Genomic DNA, 21,648 nt, shown 5'->3' on the forward strand with positions numbered 1-21,648 from the left:
CTTCTCATGAGTTACCACTACAGCCAAGAAGCAAAGGAACGGATCTCTAAGTTAGGTCAATCAGCAGTTATTGACTTTATCGGGGAAGTTTCCCCAGTTCTTCGCCGTAAAGTCTACACTCTCATGCCTAAAGTTCAGGGATTCAGAGTCGGGAGTCCAGCAGAGCTCAAAGAGAAACAGAAACGACTCATAGGATATATGTTCCAGACGCATTCCTCCCCTGAGGAAATCTATGCATGGAAAAGCTTTTCTCTTTTTTGGAAATTTTGGGCTGAAGAGCACATTGGTAAACCATTCCCGATGTATGATGACTTAGAGCCAACTGCTAACTCCGGCTTAACTTTCATTAGGGAACTTGCAGACTCTTTCCCTAAAGTGGCGAGAGAAGATATTGAACGTTTGTTTATTTTTAGCGGTTTTGTTGACGATTCGAATATTACGGCAGCATTTGGGCTTTTTCGTCCAGCGACTGTTCTTGCTCGTGACAATCTAGTTGATACCCTTCCCATTCGTTTGGATGAACTTGAAGAGCGTATTGATTTCGCTGAAATGATGGTGAAGGATAGTGCTAACAGTATTAAACGTCTTGAATCTACAACAGGTTCGTTTGCCTCAGAGTTAAAAAAATCCGTTAGAGATATCAGCCATAATCTAAAAATAATTACTGAGATACAAAACTTACTAAATGTGCAAACTAAACGTTCTGATACCATAATGAAGGCTATTGAAGAACTCTATGCTTTTAATAAAGAGATTAGTTGTACTATAGAAAGCATTGATTCAAAAATAGATTCTTACTCATTAGCTGTAGGCGAACTTTCGTTACGTGAAAAAGTACTGAATAACATGACTGAGGAAATTTCCGAATTACAAACCTCATTCAATACTCTTTGTGAAAAAGAAAATAAATTGACTGATTCAGGTAGCGAAAATAGTTATAGAGACCTTTCTGAAAGAATCGACTATCTTGAGAAAAATATATCTAAGAATGGTTCTGACTCAGTAATGAATCAATGCGTTAAATTTTACGAAAATAAATTACCGGAACCATATGGAAATATTTTATCGTATGACTGCGCATTTAATATGATTGCATCAAACCTTCAGGCTGTTGGTTTGATTAAAGGTTCCTCTTTTACTGTGGCTCGATTAACATTGGCGGCATTTATTTCAGGGCAGATAGTTCAGTTCTGTGGTTCTCTGGCCGATATTGTAGCAGACGCGATTGCAACTGCTGTAGGTGCTCCAACTTATCATGAGTGGAGAATTCCGGTAGGCCTTATTTCAGATACGGCCGCGTTTGATTTTATTGAGTCTACAGCTGATTCATCTCGTTGCCTAGTATTGAAAGGTGCTAACCTTTCAGCATTTGAAATTTATGGAACTGCAATCAGAGATATTGTCGTCCAGCGTCAATTATATCCAACAAGTTACGATCATCTTGCATTAATTGCGACCTGGAAGCATGGGCCTGCTGTATTTCCTGATGGTGGAACGTTAGCTGAATTAGGTCCGGTTATTGATACAGATACCCTAAAAACGCGAGGTATATCTGCTAGGTTACCTGGGCTAAATTCCGGCGGTCTTGCAAAGGATAAATGGGATGAAATTGAAGGACTCAAATCTGATGGCGCTGGTGAATATATGGATGAGTTGAGAGATCTGCTGGATGAAACTGGATTTAATGGTGGTAATTTGTGGCGAAGGATGGTCAATCATTTTTACTCGTCTCTTATGAAGATGCCTGATGGAAATCATATTTATGATCTTCATTCAGTCTTGTCTTTTTATACTCTCCCCTGGGCCAGAATTAAAGGTGGTCCCGTTAATGAAATCGCTGACATTGCCGCTCGTGAATTAAAAGAGCATAGTGAAAAAATATCAGCTTGAGGGGGATATAATGGAATGGAGAGCCGTGTCACGCGAGAAATCTCTGGAAATAGTTTCGGCTGCGATAAATTGCCGGTTCTCTGGCGAGGGGGTGAGAATTTCAACTGTATCTGAGTGCTTACGGAGTGTGCTGCATCAATATTCTGTATCCGATATCAAGGAGGCCAGGCAAGCTGTAGCCTCACTTCGACTCACCAGTGCGGTAAGACGTAAGCTATCGCCTTTATGGCCAGACATTACAGATACTGGCGATGCTATACACCCGGGCATTATGGCGATACTGGACAGCCTGGCTGAATTGGGCGACGTGATTAGGTTACAGGGTGGTAAGTGGCTGACGGCACCTCTGCATGCGGTACGGACTAATAATAAGATGGCAATCTTACTTGGAGGGGATCCTACATATGCGCTTTCAACAGGTATGGTTACAAGAGCTGTTAGCAGGGTTCGCCTGGTTGAGCAAGAGGTTTGCGAAGGCATGGCGGAACTATGGGATGCAAATGAGTGGATCGGTGCTCCGGTAGAAGGTAATGAAATATGGTCATTAAAGTTATTGGATAAAACCATATCCCGGTTTACCGATGCGCCTAATGATGTTGGAGAAGCCACAGCATATGTGCGAGGTAAATGGATCCCCTTGCCAGAGCTACTTTCCCATGAAAAGAAGATCCTCTTATGTAGAACGTTTATTAGCACTGGTTTTTCCTATTTTTTGGGTGAATTTGTCGCGGGGCGTCTATGGAAAATGAGTTCCATTGAATCTTCTGATGATGTCAGAAGGCTACGCTTCTATCTTGATATAAAAGAAAATTGTCCATTGAAAGTTAAAATTAAAATATCTCATGGGTTAGCAAGACTACGATTAGCTCGACGACTACCAGGAAGAGAATCTAAGGCACTTTTGCTCGGCTGGCGAGACTCAGGCCCTGAAGGCGAGCACTCATGGATAACGCATCATGTATTCCCTGAAGAAGTATTACCAATAGTACGTTGTGCTTTTGAGGGACTCGGTATTATTTTAATTAATGAATCTACGCGACGGCATGAAATATGATTAATAAAAATAAGGTATCTGAGCGTTCGGGTATACATGAAACAGCGAAAAGTCTGGCTGATAACCTGAGGCAATATATTGAGGCGCAGTATCATATCCGTGATGAAGGGTTGATAGACGAACGCCGCGCGTTATTGCAGCAAGCCGAAACTATTGCACAAATTCCTTATATAGAAGCAACACCAGTCTATGAGCCAGGGATACCGTACAGTGAACTGCCTATTCCCAAAGCGGCAAGTAATGTACTGGCTCAGCTATCAGAAATGGGGGTTGGTCTTTATCCGCTCCCCTATGAACACCAGTCACAGGCACTTGCGTCATTTCTTGGGGATGAAGCCTCTGATCTGGTCATTGCTACAGGCACGGGTTCCGGTAAGACGGAAAGCTTTCTGATGCCAATTATTGGCAATTTGGCGATTGAAGCCGCCGAGAGGCCTGAATCTGCATCCCTTCCGGGTTGCAGGGCAATATTATTATATCCAATGAATGCGTTGGTGAACGATCAACTGGCTCGTATCAGGCGTCTTTTCGGTGATTCTGAGGCATCTAAAGTACTGATGGCTGGAAGATATTCTCCTGTACGCTTTGGTGGTTATACGGGAAGGACTCCTTATCCTGGCCGCCGAAGTTCAAAACGAGACGAGCAATTCATCAAGCCTCTTTTCGATGAATTTTATAGCAAGCTTGCAGATAATGATTCCGTACGGACAGAACTTGAGCGTATTGGCCGCTGGCCAAGCAAAGATCTCGATGCCTTTTACGGACAAGGCGCATCCCAGACTAAAACCTACATATCAGGTAAAAAAGTGGGAAAGCAATTTGTTGCGAACAATTGGGGGGAAAGGTTAGTTACACAGGCAGAGGATCGTGAACTGATGACTCGGCATGAGATCCAGCATAGCTGTCCAGAACTGCTGATAACGAACTACTCAATGCTTGAATATATGCTGATGCGGCCTATTGAGCGTAATATTTTCGAACAGACCAAAGATTGGCTCAGGGCTGACTCCCGAAATGAGCTTATTCTTGTACTTGATGAAGCGCATATGTACAGAGGAGCCGGAGGAGCAGAGGTAGCGCTTCTCATTCGTCGTCTTTGTGCCCGTCTGGATATTCCCCGGGAACGCATGCGTTGTATTCTGACCAGTGCGAGCCTTGGTTCCGTTGCGGATGGCGAGCGTTTTGCCCGGGACCTAACGGGTTTGTCCGAAACATCGCCACGGAAATTTCGCATAATTGAAGGTACACGGGAATCACGCCCTCTCTCACGAGTTGTTACCAATAGAGAGGCCGAAGCACTGGCGGATTTCGATCTGAATTCATTTCAGTGTGTAGCTGATGATCTGGAATCCGCGTTTGTGGCAATAGATACTCTCGCTGCACGAATTGGCTGGCAAAAGCCGACAATAAAAAATCGTAGCGCACTACGTCATTGGTTATTTGATAACCTTACTGGTTTTGGGCCTCTTGAAACGCTCATTGAAATAGTTTCAGGTAAGGCGGTGAGGTTGGATGTTCTAAGTAAAAAACTTTTTCCAAACTCCCCTCAGGAAATCGCGGTGCGAGCGACTGACTCACTACTTGCATTGGGATGCTATGCTCAGCGAAATTCAGATAACAGAGTGCTAATTCCAACCCGTATGCATCTTTTTCACCGGGGACTCCCTGGGCTATATGCCTGTATAGATCCTGAGTGCAATCAACGGCTAGGCAATCACAGTGGGCCAACCATTCTTGGCCGCCTGCATACGAAACCATTAGATCACTGTACATGTGCATCAAAAGGGCGAGTCTATGAATTACTCACCCATCGTGACTGCGGTGCAGCCTTTATTCGTGGATATGTCAGTTCGGAAATGGATTTTGTCTGGCACCAACCTAATGGGCCACTATCAGAGGGAGGGAATATTGATCTTGTTCCTGTAGAAATATTAGTTGAAGAAACTCCTCATCCACATAGCGATTATCAAGACCGATGGCTACATATTACAACTGGACGTCTTTTTAAACAGTGTCCTGAGGATGATTCTGGATATCGTAAAGTTTTTATACCTGACAGGGTTAAATCGGATTCGGAAATTACATTCGATGAGTGTCCTGTCTGTATGCGCAGGACAAGAAACGATCAGGATGAGCCTTCCAAGATCATGGATCATGTGACTAAAGGCGAAGCACCTTTCACCACTTTAGTCCGCACGCAAATGTCTCGTCAGCCTGCTAGTCGTTCAACTGATGTCAGACACCCCAATGGCGGTAAAAAAGTCCTTATTTTCTCGGATGGCCGACAAAAAGCAGCCAGGCTTGCCCGTGATATTCCCAGAGACATAGAGCTTGATCTGTTTCGCCAGTCCATAGCCCTTGCTTGTTCTAAACTGGAAAAGATCACTCGGGACCCACGACCAACGGCGGTTCTTTACCTCGCTTTTCTGTCAGTCCTTTCTGAGCACGATCTGCTGATTTTTGATGGTGAAGATTCCAGGAGAGTTATAACAGCTCGTGAAGAGTTTGATCGCGATTGTGACAGCGATCTGGAGCAAGCTTTTGATGATAATTTCAGTCCTCAGGAACCACCGTCCCGATACAAGATGGCGTTGCTTAAGCTTTTATGCAGTAACTACTATTCTCTTTCGGGAACGACTATAGGTTTTGTTGAGCCATCACCGCTTAAAAGAAAAAAATTGTGGGAGGCTGTTCAGGCTAAGAAGATCAATATTGAGAGCAAAGATGTTCATGCGCTGGCTGTTGCCTGGATTGATACCTTACTCACTGAATTTGCTTTCGATGAGTCTATTGGTTCGACATTACGGAGTAAAGCGGCTGGTTTTTACAAACCAAACTGGGGCAGCAAAGGGCAGTTTGGAAAGGCCCTTAGAAAAGCACTTATGCTTCATCCCGGGATGGGGGAATTTTCAGTTGAGGCCCTGGAGGATATCTTCCGTACTCAACTGACATCAGGGAAAGATGGAGCGAAGTTTCTTTCTCCCAACTCACTTCGCCTGCACGTCAATCTTTTGCATATCTGGAAACAATGTCCTGACTGTACGGCGCTTATGCCATTTGCTTTAGAACATTCCATTTGTCTTGTTTGTGGTAGCAACAATGTCAAAACTGTCGATCCGTCGGAAAGCAGTTATATTAATGCCCGAAAAGGATTTTGGCGTTCGCCGGTAGAAGAGGCGTTCGTTTCAAATTCGCGACTTCTGAACCTTAGCGTTGAGGAGCATACCGCCCAGCTATCGCACAGAGATCGCGCCAGTGTTCATGCTACTACTGAACTCTACGAGCTGAGATTTCAGGATGTCCTTATCAATGATACTGACAGACCTATCGACGTGCTTAGCTGTACGACGACAATGGAGGTGGGCGTTGATATTGGCTCTCTGGTTGCTGTGGCATTAAGGAATGTTCCGCCACAACGAGAAAATTACCAGCAACGAGCGGGGCGGGCGGGGCGTCGTGGTGCTTCTGTTTCAACGGTGGTGACATATTCTCAAAATGGCCCTCATGACAGTTATTATTTCCTTAATCCTGAACGTATTGTCGCAGGTCCCCCTCGAACGCCAGAAGTGAAGGTAAACAACCCTAAAATAGCCAGAAGGCACGTACACTCATTTTTAGTTCAGACTTTTTTCCACGAGTTAATGGATCAGGGAGCGTATAGTTCCGGAGAAAAAACATCCATGCTGGAAAAGGCGCTTGGTACAACGCGAGAGTTTTTTCATGGGGCAAAGGATACAGGTCTCAACCTGGAGGGTTTCAATTACTGGGTGACAGACCGTGTTTTGTCCACCAATGGTGATCTGAGAACGAGTGTTGCGGCATGGCTTCCTTCTGTTCTTGAGACTGGCGGCCTTACACCTGGTGACTGGTTTGCTAAGGTAGCAGAAGAGTTTTTAAATAGACTCCACAATCTGGCTGAAAATGTTCCACTGCCTGTCGTTTTTGCAGGTGAAGAAGACGAGAGCGATGATGAGAACATTATTGGGGCAAAATTTGAACAGGAGGAGTTGCTCGAATTCTTGTTTTATCATGGTCTGTTGCCGAGTTATGCATTCCCTACCAGTCTCTGTAGCTTCTTGGTTGAAAAAGTCGAGCGAAATTCCAGAGGTACTTTTGAGGTACGCACGGTACAACAACCTCAACAGTCAATTTCTCAGGCTCTCAGTGAATATGCCCCAGGGCGATTGATTGTTATTGACAGGAAAACCTATCGCTCAGGTGGTGTTTTTTCCAATGCATTGAAAGGAGAAATTAACCGGGCCAGAGTGCTTTTCAATAATCCTAAAAAATTTGTTCATTGTGATAAGTGTTCTTTTGTTCGCGATCCTCATAAATATCAGAGTGACGACAGTATTTGTCCCATTTGTGGTGGCATGCTGAAAGAAGAAATAATGATTCAGCCCGAGGTATTTGGGGCTGAAAATGCCAGAGAACTTAATGAGGACGATAGAGAACAAGAAATTACTTATGCAACAGTGGCTCAGTATCCACAACCTGTTGATCCTGAAGATTTTGAATTCAAAGCAGGTGGAGCCCACATTCTTTTTACCCACGCAACAGATCAGAAACTGGTGACGGTCAACCGGGGTAAGAATGAGGGGCAATCCAGTGGTTTTTCAGTATGTACTGAGTGTGGTGCAGCCTTTGTTTTTGATTCTTACTCTCCTGCAAAGGGGGCGCATGAAAGACCTTATAAATATATATCAACCAAGGATACACCACGCTTGTGCTCCGGCGAATATAAACGCGTTTTTCTTGGGCATGATTTCCGTACAGATTTGCTCTTACTACGGTTAACAGTCGCATCTCCGCTTGTCACTGATACTTCAAATGCCGTCGTTCTACGGATGTATGAAGATGCATTACATTCAATCGCTGAAGCACTCCGGCTTGCCGCCAGTCGTCATAAACAATTAGATCTTGATCCTGCCGAGTTCGGTTCTGGTTTCAGGATCTTGCCCGCTATCGGGGAAGACGCTCAGACATTGGATCTGTTCCTGTATGATACTTTATCCGGTGGTGCTGGTTACGCTGAAGTTGCTGCCACTAATCTGGATGATATTCTTACAGCAACGCTTGAATTACTGGAAGGCTGTGAGTGCGATACGTCCTGTACTGATTGTCTCAATCATTTCCATAATCAACATATCCAAAGCCGTCTTGACAGGAAATTAGGTGCATCTTTACTTCGTTATGCTATGTATGGTGAAGTGCCATGCTGTTCTTCCCCCGCTGTACAGGTAGATAAACTGTCGCAATTACGGGCTAGTCTGGAGCTGGATGGTTTCCAAAGTTCAGAGGGCGGCACACAAGAAGCGCCAATGATTGTCGGGTTAAATGGTCACTCTGTTACACTTGGATGCTATCCAGGTCTTATCGATCGGCCTGACTTCATGCACGACGTCTGTAAGGCGAGAAATGTCGGAGAATATCTGGCGCTGAATGAGTACCTTCTTCGTTCTAATCTTCCCGAAGCGCACCAGAAGGTCAGGAATCTCTTACGATAAAGATGACATAGAGGTGTCGCTGAATATTCAGTGACACCTGGCGAAATTATTTAATTCAGGAACTCAAAACAAACCGCGCGTTTAACTCACGCAAAAACTGGAAAGTATTTATACAAGGCACGCCAAACTGCTGGCAAATATTCGGAACTTTAACTTTTTTAGTATTGAGTGCGACAAATGATTCATGTGTAACAACAACGGCTCCGATGGATTTTGCTTTGGCGATGATCCACGGATCGGCTTTTGCTAAAAAGTTATCACGATTACCAGCGTTGTAATCGCCCGTCATGACGGCTTGAACAACCTCAGTGAAAATCTGCTGAGTGTGGGCATCATCATTGCTTATGAAATGAGCCGGGCGTGCTTTTGCCCATTCCGCCAGCTCGTCATTGCCGTCTTTCAGTTCACGGCCAATCATATCCACACTGGCAATTGTACCCTGTTGAAACTGAAGATCGAGCCAGTCCCAGTAAGCGGGACATATATCCATTCCGTAATACTGATTTTTGGCCTGAATATAAGTATTTGCATCCAGCAGATATCTCATACACCAAGTTCCTTCGCGAAAACAGGAATTTTAGCTGGTTTCATACCATCAAGAAGCGTACTTGCCTCACGGAGTAAAAGCTGGCCGCTCAGCGCTTGCCCAACCACCGCACGGGAAAAAGGTAAACTGATTTGAGCTTTTTTCGTCCGGTAATAGCCAGGGCCACCGTCGTTTTTTTCACGCTCCAGCCATGCGGCTTTTAACTCAGCAATAAAGTGATCGTAGTCGTCATACTGAATAAATCCCAGAGTCAACGCACGGCGTGCCAGCACCCAACGACTGACCCGGAAATGCAGTTCCAAATGAAGGAGGTTTTCCTGCCACAACTCAAGATCTCGTTGCCAGAGGTGGCTGAACTCTTCAGCAGGAACCAATAATTCAGCCGCGACCGCGTTACATAAAACTTCTTCTTTGCGGGAAGTGCGGCTATCACCATCAGAGATACCGGACTGCCCAATCCATATATGGCACAGCTCATGGATTAGGGTAAATAAGCGAGCGCCGGGGGCGTCAGCATGATTGATGAAAATAACTGGCGCATACTCATCGGTAATGGCGAAGCCGCGAAATTCTTCAACCAGAAGAGGACGAGTGAAGTGGCCCAGGTTCGCCTGCCGCATGACTAAAATACCGAGGGATTCAATGCGGTTAACCAGATCCCGATAGTAATCATCACTGTTGCCGCGTTCGGGATACAGGCTAATCCCGAGTGCCTCTCTGATATCTTCAACAAGAATGTTGACATCAGTACGGGCAGAAAAACGCCCGACAAAGGGATTAGGCTCTGCCAGTTGTTGTTTCAGATACTCCCTGTACCATTCCTGACGCTGAAGCATGAGTTTAACTAAATCCAGCAGTTCGGCACTGGGCTGACTGACCGGTTTACCCTCAAGCGTTCTTAAATCGGGGATCGGAAGCGTTTCAACGGGAGGCTTTAATAAGAACAGATAGCCAAAAGGGACGTGGGTCTTATCAGCGAACTGCATGGCCTGATTAAATGTTAGCGCTTGCTTGCCGGACTCCCACTTCAGCAGACGGTCTTCAGCGATCATAAGCTTATGGGCAAATTCAGACACAGAATAACCAGAACGCTCACGCGCCCAGGTCAGCATTGCTGTGTTGATGTTTGCAGTGGCCATAACACGATTCCTGGTGATTTTCTCTGTCATTATAAATGAATAGTCCGCTTAAAACCCATTGTTTTAGTGCATGTTGGTTTCTTTACTTGACAAACTCCTTGCCGTTCATTCCCTGTCGCGGTATCTTTTACCCGTACCTGCAAAATCAGGTGCCGGGATTGGAACCCCGATGAACCTCACTGGCGACGAGACGCCAACGCGTCTTTTTTTATGTCGCGCGTTTAGCTACACCCAAATTATGGTGGGCTGGGCGGGGGCACCGCAAGGTGCGCCGGTTTCAGTGAGGCCGGTAGTTCCAACCCCGTTCAGTCCACCACCCTGAGATTGGAACCTCTGGTGGTGGTTATAAGTTAACTTCTCACTGGAGGCTGCCACTATGGCTACAACCCTCAACCAGACTCACCCGTTACTTAGCGTTCCTTTCAGCGCCGCCACGGATTTCATCCTACTGGCCGACCATTGTGAAAAGTGCGCAGATACTCAGGCGGAAAGCTACGATCCTGTACTGAAGATGGCTCTCTGCGGTCGGCTTGCAGCCGCTCTTGCGCTGCTGAAACCGGGCCTACGCGATCCCATTCCAACTCACCTGATAGACAGCCTGACCGTTGATACCTTGCCCACAAATTCTCCCCGTTTTGCCCCCGATTCGGATACGCTTTGCGATTACTGTTTTACCCTGACTCAGCTTCTGCTTTGCCGGATGTTTCCGCCACAAGCGGAAGAACAATTGCGCTGGCTTCTGGCGGAACTGGTTGATTACTTTGCCGCTGAACTGAAAGCCCCGCGCTGGATACGTACCGCTGACGGCGTGAAGTGTATTGATGAGGAGGCGGCATGAACCAACAGGATTGGCATCCCGCCGATATTATTGCGGCGTTGAAAAAACGGGGAACAACACTGGCGGCGGTTTCGCGTAACGCAGGGCTGGCTTCTTCCACGCTGGCGAATGCGCTGACAAAACACTGGCCCAAGGGAGAACGGCTGATTGCGGAAGCGTTGGGCGTTTCGCCTGCGGAAATCTGGCCTTCCCGTTACCGCAAGCCAGAGGAGCACTAAAGTAAAACAATCTCTCCCGTCCCGTTATCGGCGAACGCGGATAACGGGACGGGAGAAGGCAAGCGAAGCGCGGCAGCTTGTCATTCATAAAATGACGAAAAAATCAACAAACAACTCTATAAAAGCAAAAAACAGTTTTCCCTTTCTGCCTTGTTGCCACGGGTGTAAGTTTGCACCTGCACAAAATGCTTTATGACCTGAGAGAAGCGCCTGATGAATCAGGATGGTCAATCCCTTACCGGCGGCTACCTTTGCAAACTGCCGGACCGTCTAACAGACGGTTAAGGTCATCCTTCACTTCTGCACCAGCCTATAAACGTGACGGGCAACGGCCTGCATTGCCGTAAGGCTTTGCTGCCGCGTGACCGCTATCTTGCACCAGAATTTCAATTCTCAATCACTGCGCCAGTCCAGTGCGTCACTTTAACCGCGCAAAGCGGGAAAGTGACGCACCAGCGCCTTTTGACTGCACCAGAGAATTCAACTGCGCCAACGCACGGCGGGATTCTGACACCTTAATTCAACCCACTTTCACTCACAGGAGAACTTGAACCGATACCGGAGGGGGATCAGGACGATCCGGGGGATAACCCGCGCAAGCGGGCGGCTGCTCAGAGAGCACCACCGAAGCCCCGCAATACCTCAACGGCTGCCGCCCCGGCGCTCAGGTATCGTTCGCAGCCCCGACAAAAATCAGGGGCTATCGGCCTATGCGCCGGGGAAGGTTGTATCTGTTTTGGATTTTGCGGCAATCATGAAAAGGGGACATGTAAAAATGAGTCTTCTGGAGCAGGAAATGAAAATGCTGGCGCGGCAGGCGGGCGGCAGTCATAAAACCGTCCACGATCGCATGGCGCTGGCGCAGCGATTTTGTGAGCGCTTGCTGGAACAGAATGTACAGATCCGCCGGGTGGAGCAACTGAAAGCGCGGCATATTGAGAATTACGTTCGGGAACGACTGGATCAGGGCATAACGAAACGTAGCCTGCAAAACGAGATGGCGGCGATCCGCTGTCTGTTGAAGCAGGCCGGGCGTGATCGGTTAGCAGCCAGTGAACGGCTGTCCAATAAATCGCTCGGCTTGTCCGGCGCATCCCGCAACGGCACCCGGCGGGCGATTACGGCGGAGTATTATCGGCAGGTGCTGGAAATCGCTCGCGCAAAAGACGCCGGGATGGCGGCGGCGTTGGAACTATCAAGGTTGATGGGCCTGCGTTCACAGGAAGCGGTGCAGTGTGCGCAATCGCTTAGGACGTGGAAACAGGCGCTGGAGCGTGATGAAACCCGGCTGACCATCGTTTTCGGCACCAAAGGCGGACGGTCCCGCGAGACAATAATTCTGGATGCTGGCGCAGTCAGAAAAGCGCTGGAAAATGCGTTAGCTGTGGCGGAACAACGCAACGGCAGGCTGATTGATAAACCCGATCTGAAAAGCGCGATGAAGTACTGGCACGGTCAGGCTTCGCGTATCGGCTTGACTGGCGCATATTCCCCGCATTCATTGCGCTACGCCTGGGCGCAGGATGCCATTCGTCATTATCTGGCGCACGGATTCAGCGAAAAAGAGGCGCTGGCGCTGACGGCGATGGATTTAGGCCACGGCGACGGGCGCGGGCGTTATGTGGCGCAGGTTTACGGACGGCGGGGAGAGGAGTGAGTTTCCGTGCTGGTGCAGCCGTTGATGAATGTTCGATCATTGAGTCAGCCAAAAGGAAAAAGGGCTAAAGGGTAAAGGATGCTAAGAGTAACAGCGCCAAACCGGAAAAGGCTAAAGGGCTGAAAAGGCCGTGATTGGCGCAGTTCGATGTTCGTTCGACGGAGAATCTGGTGCAGTCCTGCGATTTTCCCGGCATCAGTGAACGGGGGCAATGATACGCCCCAGCGCTGGTGCAAATAAAAAAGCAGATCCGCTGGCGCAAAGATCTGCTTTTCGGCGTCAATCAGTCGCGGGTTCAGGCAACCTGAATATGTCTCTCAAAACGGTAAGCCGGTATGAATTTCTGCCGACAGGCATCAAGATAGTCCGACCACCATTGCATCATCTGCGTGCGTTCGTCGAGGTGCTCCGCCTTGTGGATATAGGCGGCGCGAACGTGGTTACGCTCTTGATGGCTCATCTGCCGCTCCACTGCATCTTTTGACCAGCGGCCTGATTCAATCAACGCGCTACAGGCCATCGTGCGGAAACCATGACCGCAAACGTCCACCTGCGTGTCATAGCCCATCGTGCGCAGCGCCTTGTTGATGGTGTTTTCGCTCATCGGTTTGCGCGGGTCGTGGTCGCCGGGAAACAGCAACTCACTGCTACCGGACAGCAGTTTTAGCTGCTTCAGTACAGTTACCGTTTGTGTTGACAGCGGCACCAGATGCGGTGTTTTCATCTTCGCGCCGCGCTCTGAATAACGCACGCCCGGAATGGGTTCACGTTGCGCGGGGATGGTCCACATTGCGCCATCCAGATCGATCTCCGTCCAGCGGGCAAAGCGTAGCTCGCTGGAGCGAATAAAGATCAGCAGGTTAAGCTGCACCGCCAGACAGGTTAGTAATCTGCCGGAATAGCCTTCGATCCGTTCCAACATCTCCGGCAGCTTCTCCAGCGGTAGGGCGGGGTAGTGGTTTTTTGGCGGCGGCGCAATGGCTCCGGCCAGATCGTTGGCGGGGTTGCTGGCGATGAGTCCTTCCTGTACCGCATAGCGCATGATCGCAGTGGTGCGCTGCTGTATCCGCGCGGCGGTTTCCAGATTGCCTTTTCTCTCCGCCACCCGCAGCGGGATTAGCAGATCGGCCGTTTTCAGGTCGGTAACGGGGAATTTACCGATCAGCGGAAAGACGTGCAGTTCCAGCGAGCGCAGGGCTTTGGCGGCATGGGCCTCACTCCAGCGGATATTACCCGCCACCCACTTGCGGGCGATCTCTTCAAAGGTATTGCCGTTTTTTCTCGCCTGCTTGTCCTGCTGTTTTTTTACGCCGGGATCGGCACCTGCACTGAGTACCGCACGGGCTTCCTCGCGTAGCTTACGGGCATTTGCCAGCGTGACGGTGGGGTAAGCGCCAAACGCCAGCTTTTTCTCTTTGCCGCCGAAGCGGTATTTGAGATGCCAGAGTTTAGAACCGTTGGGTTTAATCAGCAGGTACAGACCCTGCGCGTCGCTGAGTTTGTAAGGTTTATCGAACGGCTTGGCGTTGCGGATGGCGGTATCTGTCAGAGGCATGGTGGGGGCTCCATAGTTTATCGAACCGGCAGGCCCCCAATTAAGCCCCCAAAAACTACGGATGTCAAAAAATCTGGTAGTACCTGTTGGTACTCCAGATTCTTATCAACTTACTGATTTTTCAACGTTCCCGGACGCATAAGGACATCCTGAAACTAAATTATGGTGCCCGGACTCGGGATCATTCAGCTTTCTATTAAGTTGAAATATAGCATAAATTTTAATCGTGGCTGTTGTCAAGACCCGTAGGTTGACCCGTGTTTTTATATATAGATCAGAATGATGGGTAAAATACCATAAAGAAATGTCCGGTTCGTTCCCTCGGTTCGATTCCCTATATCACCTGTAAATCATAATGAGATAAGCCCAACTTGAGCTGTATAATTACTCTACCGAAGAGAAGGTTGGTGGATGACATTATGCCGGCAGAAAAATACGTTTCTGATAAACGTGTGGCATTAAATTTACGTACCGAGCCCGATGAAAAAGCCGTTACTGAGGAAGCGTTGATCGATCAGCGCATCATCATGACAGATCCCGATGCTTACCAAGAGTTTCTTACACGATTGGATCAGCCTCCTGCACCAAATGCCGCGCTTTGCAACACCATGCAAACACTTGCACCGTGGGAACAGAAAAAATGAGCTCAGTCCCTGAGCCACCCCACGCCGCATTGGAAGGTTCATGCGAGCAGAGACCTAAATGCGCTCTCTAATTTGTTGTATTGTCTTTCCCTTTGACCAATAGGGAAGACAAGAGTAGTGAAAAAACGTATAAAAAAGATACTGTTAAGTAAAGCGTTGGATAAGTATTTTTCCACGGTTTCGCGACATAAACGAGGACAATTGCAGGAGTTCTATCGAATCAATGTTATCAAGCGTTCGCGTTTGGCTAACAGAAATATGGATGAAATTTCATCCATAGACATTGCAGAATATAGAGATAATAGATTATCGGAATTTAACGCCAGAACGCAAAAGCCGATAAGTGCGAATACTGTGCGACTGGAATTAGCATTGTTATCGGCGCTTTATAATCTGGCAAAAGTTGAGTGGGGCACATGCTCTATAAACCCTGTTGAAAATGTTCGCAAGCCTACCGTATCGTCAGGCCGTACCCGAAGGTTAACCACTCAGGAAGAACGACAGCTAACCAGATACTTCAAAGATAAAAATCCTGAATTATTGGCTATTTTTCAGATCGCATTGGAAACGGGAATGCGGCAAGGCGAAATTTTGTCGTTGAGATGGGAATATACCGATCTTCGCCTCGGCGTTGCCCATTTGCCTTTGACGAAAAATGGGACATCGCGAGACGTTCCATTATCATCAAAAGCACGGCAAATTCTGTGTGGTCTAGGTGAACGGCCACATCATGAGAATGGCTATATCTTTAGCTACACGTCGAGTGGCTTTAAAAGCGCATGGCGTGTGGCTTTGAAGGCTCTGGCTATCGACGATCTACATTTTCACGATCTCAGACATGAAGCAATCAGCCGATTCTTTGAACTGGGAACGTTAAATGTTATGGAAGTGGCGGCGATATCAGGTCATAAATCAATGAATATGTTGAAACGCTATACCCACCTTCGTGCAACACACCTCGTGAGCAAACTGGATGCACATAAGAAACAGGCTAAAAAACTAGCATCCATCTTTGTTCCTTACCCAGCGGATATTGATGTCGATGATACAACGGTTACATTGAAATTCTCCGATCTTGATAACCTGTCTGTGACGGCTTCAACGCATGATGATGCCCTGAAAATTGCCTCTGTGGAATTACTTCGATTTCAGGCTATAGCAGCGAAAAACGGTAAGAGACTTCCGCCACCCGGCGCTATCTCAGTCAATTCAGTTGATAGGGTTCTTATCAGCCCACTTTAGCAATGTAGATAACTTTTATATGACGATGTTGAGCTAAATATCGTCATTTTTTATGTCGGGATCTCGACTAATCAGACTGTCTATCCAGACGACGTGTTTTACATATCACACTGATAATCCGGTGTGTTTTAGTGATTGTTGTACATAACATATGAATGTTACGAGTCATTGAGTCGATAGCAAAACTTAATTTAGCACTTCAGAGCGAGGATGCCTGCTGATTCTGACTGATGTCACACCGGATTATCAGTATGGCAAATGAACGTATTACTGAATATAGCGCTAAACAGAAAGAAAATGCGGAACAACGTTGCAGTGTTGATGCTTTGGCCGAGGGCCAGAAGAAGGAGTCTCGTTCATCACTTTCTGATATCAGCAACGACCTCTTTGAGATCCCGAGCACAACTCCGAATTTTCGCACCGAACTGGCTGGTCAGCTTGCCGAACTGATTCCAGAGGCTGTTGCTGATGGTAAGCTGGATGTTGAAAAGCTCCGTGAGCTGCTGGCCGATGATGCGTCTGACAGTAATGAACGCTTTGGATTGTTCTGGCCGGGCAAAAAGCGCGCGCTACGTGCCGCACAAGCCCCGACTACCGCCACCCTAAAACCAGATTTCGTCAATTCTAAAGAATGGGACACGACGCAGAATGTGTTTATCGAGGGAGACAACCTTGAGGTACTGAAGATCCTGCAACGACACTATCACAACAAGGTCAAACTGATTTATATCGATCCTCCTTATAACAAAGGTAAAGATTTTGTTTATCCGGACAATTACAGAGAGGGGTTGGACAATTATCTGGAGTGGACGCGGCAGGTGAACGAGGAAGGTAAGAAAGTTTCCACCAACAGCGAGACCGAAGGGCGTTATCACTCCAACTGGCTGAACATGATGTATCCGCGCCTGAAATTAGCCCGTAATCTGCTTACCGATGATGGGGTGATTTTTATTTCGATTGATGATCATGAACAGGACAACCTGAGAAAATTATGTAATGAAGTCTTCGGTGAATCAAATTTGATTGCGGTTGTTCCAACCATTATGAATCTCAAAGGAAACCAAGACGCTTACGGATTCGCCGAAACTCACGACTATGTTCTCGTCTATGCGAAAAAGAAAGAAGAAAGTGTTTTAGGTAAATTCCCTCTTGACGAAGAGGCTATCGAGGAGGACTGGGAGGAGGATGAGCATGGACTATTTAAGCGTGCCGATACTCTTCGCCGTACTGGGCAGGATGCGAGTCGTGAGCGTAGGCCAAAAGGCTGGTTTCCTATCTTCATTGCACAAAATGAGGAGGTTTACGCTACGGATGATGATAAGCCAAATAAGTCGAGTGATGAAGTTGTCTGGCCAATCAACGATGATGGATTTGAATTATCGTGGACTTGGGGGAAGACAAAAATAAATTCAGAGAACTTTAATCTTGTGGTTGTTCGCCGTTCCGATGGGAGGCCAAATATTTACAAGAAACAGCGACCAGGAATTGGCGACGTTCCATCTAGTAAGCCGAAGTCAGTAATGTATAAACCGGAATACTCAACCAGTACGGCTACAACCCATCTTAAGACACTCTTCGACAAGAAGAAATTATTTGAAACGCCAAAGCCTATTCCGTTCATAAAAGATGTTGTAAAAATCGGATCTCCAAATGGCGGCATAGTGCTGGATTTCTTCGCTGGTAGTGCCACCACCGCCCACGCCGTAATGCAACTTAATGCTGAAGGCAACGGCAAGCGTCGTTTTATCATGGTGCAACTGCCGGAACCTACTCCGGAAGATTCCGAAGCACACAAGGCAGGCTTTGCCACTATCGCTGATATCTCGCGCAAGCGCATCGAACTAGCGGGCGAGAAAATAAAATCCGATGTTGCAGAAAGCCAAGTGGATACGGGCTTTCGCGCCTACAAACTGGCGGACACCAATTTTACCAAATGGCGTGTCACCAGCGATATCGAACCTGACAAGCTAACCCAGCATTTGCTCGACCTGCGTGGTAGTAGCGTTGATGATGCCAGTCCCGGTGACCTGCTTACTGAGCTGCTGTTAAAACTCGGCTATTCGTTGAACGAACATCTCAGTATGCAGACTATCGCCGGGCTGGACATCTATGCCATCGCTGGCGATACCGATAAGCCACGCCTGCTAGCCTACTTAAACGAGCGAACCAAACCCACACTGGAACAATTGCGGGAACTGGTGAATACCGAACCTACGCGCCTGATCATTCTGGAAGATGCCTTCCACGGCGACGACGAACTGAAAACTAATATTGCTCAATATGCTAGGAGCAAAGGTATTGAGCTGAGGACGGCGTGATGAACAGTCATTCTCAAAATACGGGCTTTCAATTTGATTCGCATCAGCAATATCAGCTTGATGCCATCAACGCTGTGGTGGATTTGTTCGATGGCCAACCAAAGGATGCCGACAAGATCGCGATTGCCTTGCGTGGCAGCGTTGCCAGCCGTGAAGGTGAGCTGGATTTAGGCATCGAGCAGGTAATTGGTGCTATCGGCAATAATCTGGTGCTGGATGAAGACACTATTCTTGCTAATTTACAAACGGTACAGGATCGCAACGGGTTGGAGGTCAGCGGAAAGCTGGTTGATGGCAAACTGGATTTCGACATCGAAATGGAGACCGGTACGGGCAAAACTTACGTTTATCTGCGTACCGTTTTCGAACTGGCAAAGAAATATGGCTTTACCAAATTTATCATTCTGGTTCCCAGCGTCGCCATTCGTGAAGGCGTGAACACCAGTATTCGCCTGATGTGCGAGCACTTCCGTAGCCTCTATCCGGCGCAGCCTTTCGATGCGAATGTCTACAGAGGCGACAAGGCCGAGGAAGTACAGGCTTTTGCTACTGCAACCAACGTGCAAATACTGGTGATGACGATTGATGCGATACGTAGTGACAAGAATAAAAATGAAAAAAAGAATGCGCGCATCATTCACAGACCGTACGACAAGCTTAATGGCTTGCGTCCGTTGGATTACCTGAAAGGCACGCATCCTGTTGTGATCATGGATGAACCACAAAATATGGAATCACTGCTATCGCAGTCTGCTGTGGGTGATTTTGATCCTGTATTCACACTACGCTACTCAGCTACGCATAAGCAGCGGCGAAACCTGGTCTATCGGCTCGATCCGGTTGACGCGCACGATCTCGGTTTGGTGAAACAGATCGTCGTGGCTGAAGTCGCACAGCACGGTGCGGATGTGGCTCCTTACGTCAAGTTGCTCGAAGTGAAAGACACGAAAGCCGCGAAGCTTGAACTGGCTTGCCGCAAGGCCGATGGCTCTATCGCGCGTCGTAGCAAAAAGGTCAAACCGCATCAGGAATTGTCAGACGTCACTGGAAATCCTGCTTATGCAGGCTGGCGTATTAATGCGTTGAGCATCGCCGCTTTCGGTGAACCAGCCAGTATTGAACTGACGCCGAACGGAAACCTGCTGCATGAAGGCGAATCCCTCGGGGGCGCAACGGGCGCGATTTACAAGGAGATGATTCGGGAAACCGTGCGTGAGCATTTGCGCAAGGAAGCCATGTTGCACCCGAAGGGGATTAAAGTATTGAGTCTGTTTTTCGTAGACAAAGTGGCGAGTTTCCTCGGCGACGGGGTCAATAACGAAGACGCAAACGGCGAGTTTACCAAGTGGTTCGATGAGGTGTTCAGAGAAGAGCGTAGCAAGTCTGACGTCTACCAAAAATTACTGCCGCAGGATCCTGGCGAGTTACGGCGGGCGTATTTTTCCCAATTGAAAATGCGTGGTGGCACGACCTTTGTGGATTCATCTGGTACGACGGTCAAAGATGATGACGCTTACAAACTCATCATGCAAGATAAGCAGCGCTTGCTGGATGGTGATGAGCCTGTGCGCTTCATCTTTAGCCATTCCGCACTGCGCGAGGGTTGGGACAATCCCAACGTGTTTCAGATTTGTACGCTGCGTGAAATGGGCGCGGACACGGAACGTCGGCAAACGTTGGGACGTGGTCTGCGCCTGCCGGTTGCGAAAACAGTAAAAGGCTATGAGCGTGTTTCCGATCGTAGCGTTGCACAACTCACGGTAGTTGCTAACGAGTCTTATGCTGCGTTCGCTCAGAACCTGCAAGCTGAATACCGGGAGGCGGGGGTAGCCATCGGACAGGTACGCCCTAATGAATTTGCCAAGTTGATGAAACGGGATCCTCATGGTGCGATGACCGATGACATGCTGGGGTTCAAGATGTCTTCTGCCATATTCAAGCATCTGGAAAACGCAGGATTCATCAAGGATGGTAAGACAACTTCCATGTTTCTGCCGGATGCAGCAGGGTTCTCACTACATTTGCCTGCTGAGTTCAGGCCCTACGAAACAGATATTATCCACTGCATCCTGAATGCGGGTATTGAGAAATATGTGAAGCCTGTAAGTGCGCGGGCAAAACGGAAATTCAACAAAGAGCTCTACGCCTCGCCGGATTTTGAGAGGCTTTGGAGCGCTATCAGCCAGAAAACCACTTATCGGGTGACAGTTAAACACCCTATGCTGGTTGAGACGTGCATAAAGGCGATCAAGGCTGAACCGAAAATCCAGCCGTTACGTATTGATGTCACTCGTGCTGGTGTCAGGGTGCTACGTGGCGGCACGCAAGGGCTAGAACTAGGGGCACGAACTGTCGATCTCAAAGGCAGTTATGACCTGCCGGACATTATCGGTGAGTTGCAGCAAGGTACGTCTCTTACACGCAAGACGCTGGTGGATATTCTCATTGGTAGCGGAAGATTGGATGAGTTCATTGCCAATCCGAACGACTTCATGGCGATGGTACGCCGTTGCGTAGAGGGTGAACTACAGCGCGTCATTGTTGAAGGCGTTCAGTATGAAAAGATCGGCGGTTCCATCTATGAACTCCGCGAGTTGCAAGCCGATGGCCTTGCCGAAAAGGATTTCTTCAAAGAGCATTTGTACCGCGTCGAACATCCTGAGAAAACCGATTTTGATTACGTCGTGTTTGATGGCGGGCCGGACAGCCCGGAGCGAAAGTTCGCTGAGTTTCTCGATCACCGCGAGGATATCAGGCTGTTTATGAAGCTTCCGCCAAGATTCCAGATCGACACGCCGGTTGGCCCTTATAACCCCGACTGGGCTATCATCAAATCCGAAGAAGGTGAGGATCGAATCTACATGGTGCGTGAAACCAAGAGCACGATGGATGAACAAAAAAGGAGACCCTCCGAAAATGCCAAAATCAAGTCTGCCGAGGCACACTTCAGAGAAATTGGCATCGAGTATGCGGTTTCAGTACCTGAACAGTGGAATATCTGAGTGTCTGCTGTAGCGGTATAGCGGTATGGGTCTGTGA

The 21,648-nt window shown here is 48.0% G+C and carries 13 protein-coding genes; 10 read left to right on the forward strand and 3 right to left on the reverse strand.

The genetic code is table 11. The annotated features are described in order from the left end of the window. The first annotated feature begins 6 nt into the window (after positions 1 to 6). The 3 genes from KKH3_RS01440 to druE are packed head-to-tail and all read left to right on the forward strand — an operon-like array spanning position 7 to position 8,451. On the forward strand, positions 7 to 1,890 hold the full coding sequence (locus tag KKH3_RS01440; RefSeq protein ID WP_039355169.1) for a hypothetical protein: 1,884 nt from the start codon (positions 7 to 9) through the stop codon (positions 1,888 to 1,890). Next, the gene (locus KKH3_RS01445) at positions 1,871 to 2,944 is read left to right on the forward strand and encodes a hypothetical protein (RefSeq protein ID WP_234991482.1); all 1,074 of its coding nucleotides are present in this window, start codon (positions 1,871 to 1,873) and stop codon (positions 2,942 to 2,944) included. Before KKH3_RS01440 ends, KKH3_RS01445 begins: the two co-directional genes overlap by 20 nt. Further along, the gene (druE, locus tag KKH3_RS01450; RefSeq protein WP_039355174.1) at positions 2,941 to 8,451 is read left to right on the forward strand and encodes a Druantia anti-phage system protein DruE; all 5,511 of its coding nucleotides are present in this window, start codon (positions 2,941 to 2,943) and stop codon (positions 8,449 to 8,451) included. Before KKH3_RS01445 ends, druE begins: the two co-directional genes overlap by 4 nt. 55 nt (positions 8,452 to 8,506) lie before the next feature. Here the strand turns inward: druE and KKH3_RS01455 are convergent, their stop codons facing one another. Both KKH3_RS01455 and KKH3_RS01460 read right to left on the reverse strand, forming a co-directional pair. Beyond that, complete coding sequence (locus KKH3_RS01455; protein ID WP_039355177.1) at positions 8,507 to 8,998, reverse strand: DUF4411 family protein; 492 nt, start codon at positions 8,996 to 8,998, stop codon at positions 8,507 to 8,509. After that, positions 8,995 to 10,137, reverse strand: a complete 1,143-nt coding sequence (locus KKH3_RS01460) for an XRE family transcriptional regulator (RefSeq protein WP_039355179.1) — start codon at positions 10,135 to 10,137, stop codon at positions 8,995 to 8,997. The genes KKH3_RS01455 and KKH3_RS01460 overlap by 4 nt, the downstream gene beginning before the upstream one ends. A 376-nt stretch (positions 10,138 to 10,513) precedes the next feature. Between KKH3_RS01460 and KKH3_RS01465 the strand changes: the two genes are divergently transcribed. From KKH3_RS01465 to KKH3_RS01475, 3 genes are all read left to right on the forward strand, one after another. Then, positions 10,514 to 10,975, forward strand: coding sequence for a hypothetical protein (locus tag KKH3_RS01465; RefSeq protein ID WP_039355183.1), 462 nt, complete (start codon positions 10,514 to 10,516; stop codon positions 10,973 to 10,975). Beyond that, the gene (locus tag KKH3_RS01470) at positions 10,972 to 11,193 is read left to right on the forward strand and encodes a helix-turn-helix domain-containing protein (protein WP_039355185.1); all 222 of its coding nucleotides are present in this window, start codon (positions 10,972 to 10,974) and stop codon (positions 11,191 to 11,193) included. Before KKH3_RS01465 ends, KKH3_RS01470 begins: the two co-directional genes overlap by 4 nt. 775 nt (positions 11,194 to 11,968) lie before the next feature. After that, positions 11,969 to 12,850, forward strand: coding sequence for an integrase domain-containing protein (locus KKH3_RS01475; protein ID WP_039355188.1), 882 nt, complete (start codon positions 11,969 to 11,971; stop codon positions 12,848 to 12,850). Positions 12,851 to 13,145: 295 nt separating this feature from the next. On the opposite strand, the gene KKH3_RS01480 is transcribed toward KKH3_RS01475, so the two are convergent. Continuing rightward, entirely contained in the window at positions 13,146 to 14,405 is a 1,260-nt protein-coding gene (locus KKH3_RS01480; protein WP_039355189.1) for a tyrosine-type recombinase/integrase, read from the reverse strand. Between the two features lie 419 nt (positions 14,406 to 14,824). Here KKH3_RS01480 and KKH3_RS01485 point away from each other — a divergent pair, with 419 nt between their 5' ends. The 4 genes from KKH3_RS01485 (at position 14,825) to KKH3_RS01500 (ending at position 21,611) form a co-directional block, all read left to right on the forward strand. Then, positions 14,825 to 15,049, forward strand: a complete 225-nt coding sequence (locus tag KKH3_RS01485) for a type II toxin-antitoxin system TacA family antitoxin (protein WP_039355190.1) — start codon at positions 14,825 to 14,827, stop codon at positions 15,047 to 15,049. 117 nt (positions 15,050 to 15,166) lie between these two features. Further along, positions 15,167 to 16,291 (forward strand): site-specific integrase, encoded by a 1,125-nt coding sequence (locus KKH3_RS01490; protein WP_038918036.1) that lies wholly within the window; start codon positions 15,167 to 15,169, stop codon positions 16,289 to 16,291. A 251-nt stretch (positions 16,292 to 16,542) separates the two neighbouring features. Continuing rightward, positions 16,543 to 18,609, forward strand: coding sequence for a site-specific DNA-methyltransferase (locus KKH3_RS01495; protein WP_052201275.1), 2,067 nt, complete (start codon positions 16,543 to 16,545; stop codon positions 18,607 to 18,609). After that, positions 18,609 to 21,611: a restriction endonuclease gene (locus tag KKH3_RS01500; protein ID WP_039355205.1), complete on the forward strand. Its 3,003-nt coding sequence runs from the start codon at positions 18,609 to 18,611 to the stop codon at positions 21,609 to 21,611. Before KKH3_RS01495 ends, KKH3_RS01500 begins: the two co-directional genes overlap by 1 nt. Positions 21,612 to 21,648 lie beyond the last annotated feature (37 nt).

Origin of the sequence: Pectobacterium actinidiae (assembly GCF_000803315.1) — a bacterium.
GTDB lineage: Bacteria > Pseudomonadota > Gammaproteobacteria > Enterobacterales > Enterobacteriaceae > Pectobacterium > Pectobacterium actinidiae.